The following is a 429-nucleotide window of genomic DNA, read 5'->3' as shown; positions in this document are numbered from 1 at the left end:
ACCTTATTAATGCTAACTTTCGCTTGCGACACGCATTAGCTAAAAAGCCATAGTGACGAATGCGCATAAACCCTTTGGGCAATACATGTTGTAAGTAGCGCCGTAAAAATTCATCACAACTCAGAGTCATGACTTTATCGCGGTTGTTATCTGCATAATCGCGGTATTTAAAGCTCACAGTTTGTTTATTTGCTCTCACTAAACGTGATTCTGACATTACGCCTTTTCGGGTATAACGAGCAAGGTAACTAACTAGCTTTTCACTGTACGTTAAACAGGCTTTGCTATACACGCACCATTTGGTTGGTGTGCTTACCTTCGCGAATGAACTATCGCATTCATTGAGCGCCGCGAGCATTTTCCCTCTAAACACTGTTGATAATGCTTTAACGGGGTATAAATAGCCTTTTTCTATTTCATGCCAGTGCG

General features: G+C 41.5%; 1 protein-coding gene. It reads right to left on the bottom strand.

All coding sequences use genetic code 11. The features are described from left to right. The coding region (locus DC53_RS00480; protein WP_033032313.1) for an IS91 family transposase at positions 1-429 on the bottom strand (429 nt) is incomplete at both ends.

It is taken from the genome of Pseudoalteromonas fuliginea, assembly GCF_000690055.1.
Lineage (GTDB): Bacteria > Pseudomonadota > Gammaproteobacteria > Enterobacterales > Alteromonadaceae > Pseudoalteromonas > Pseudoalteromonas fuliginea.
The sequence above is the reverse complement of the archived record's forward strand: the minus strand, read 5'-3'. Positions and strand labels throughout refer to the sequence as shown.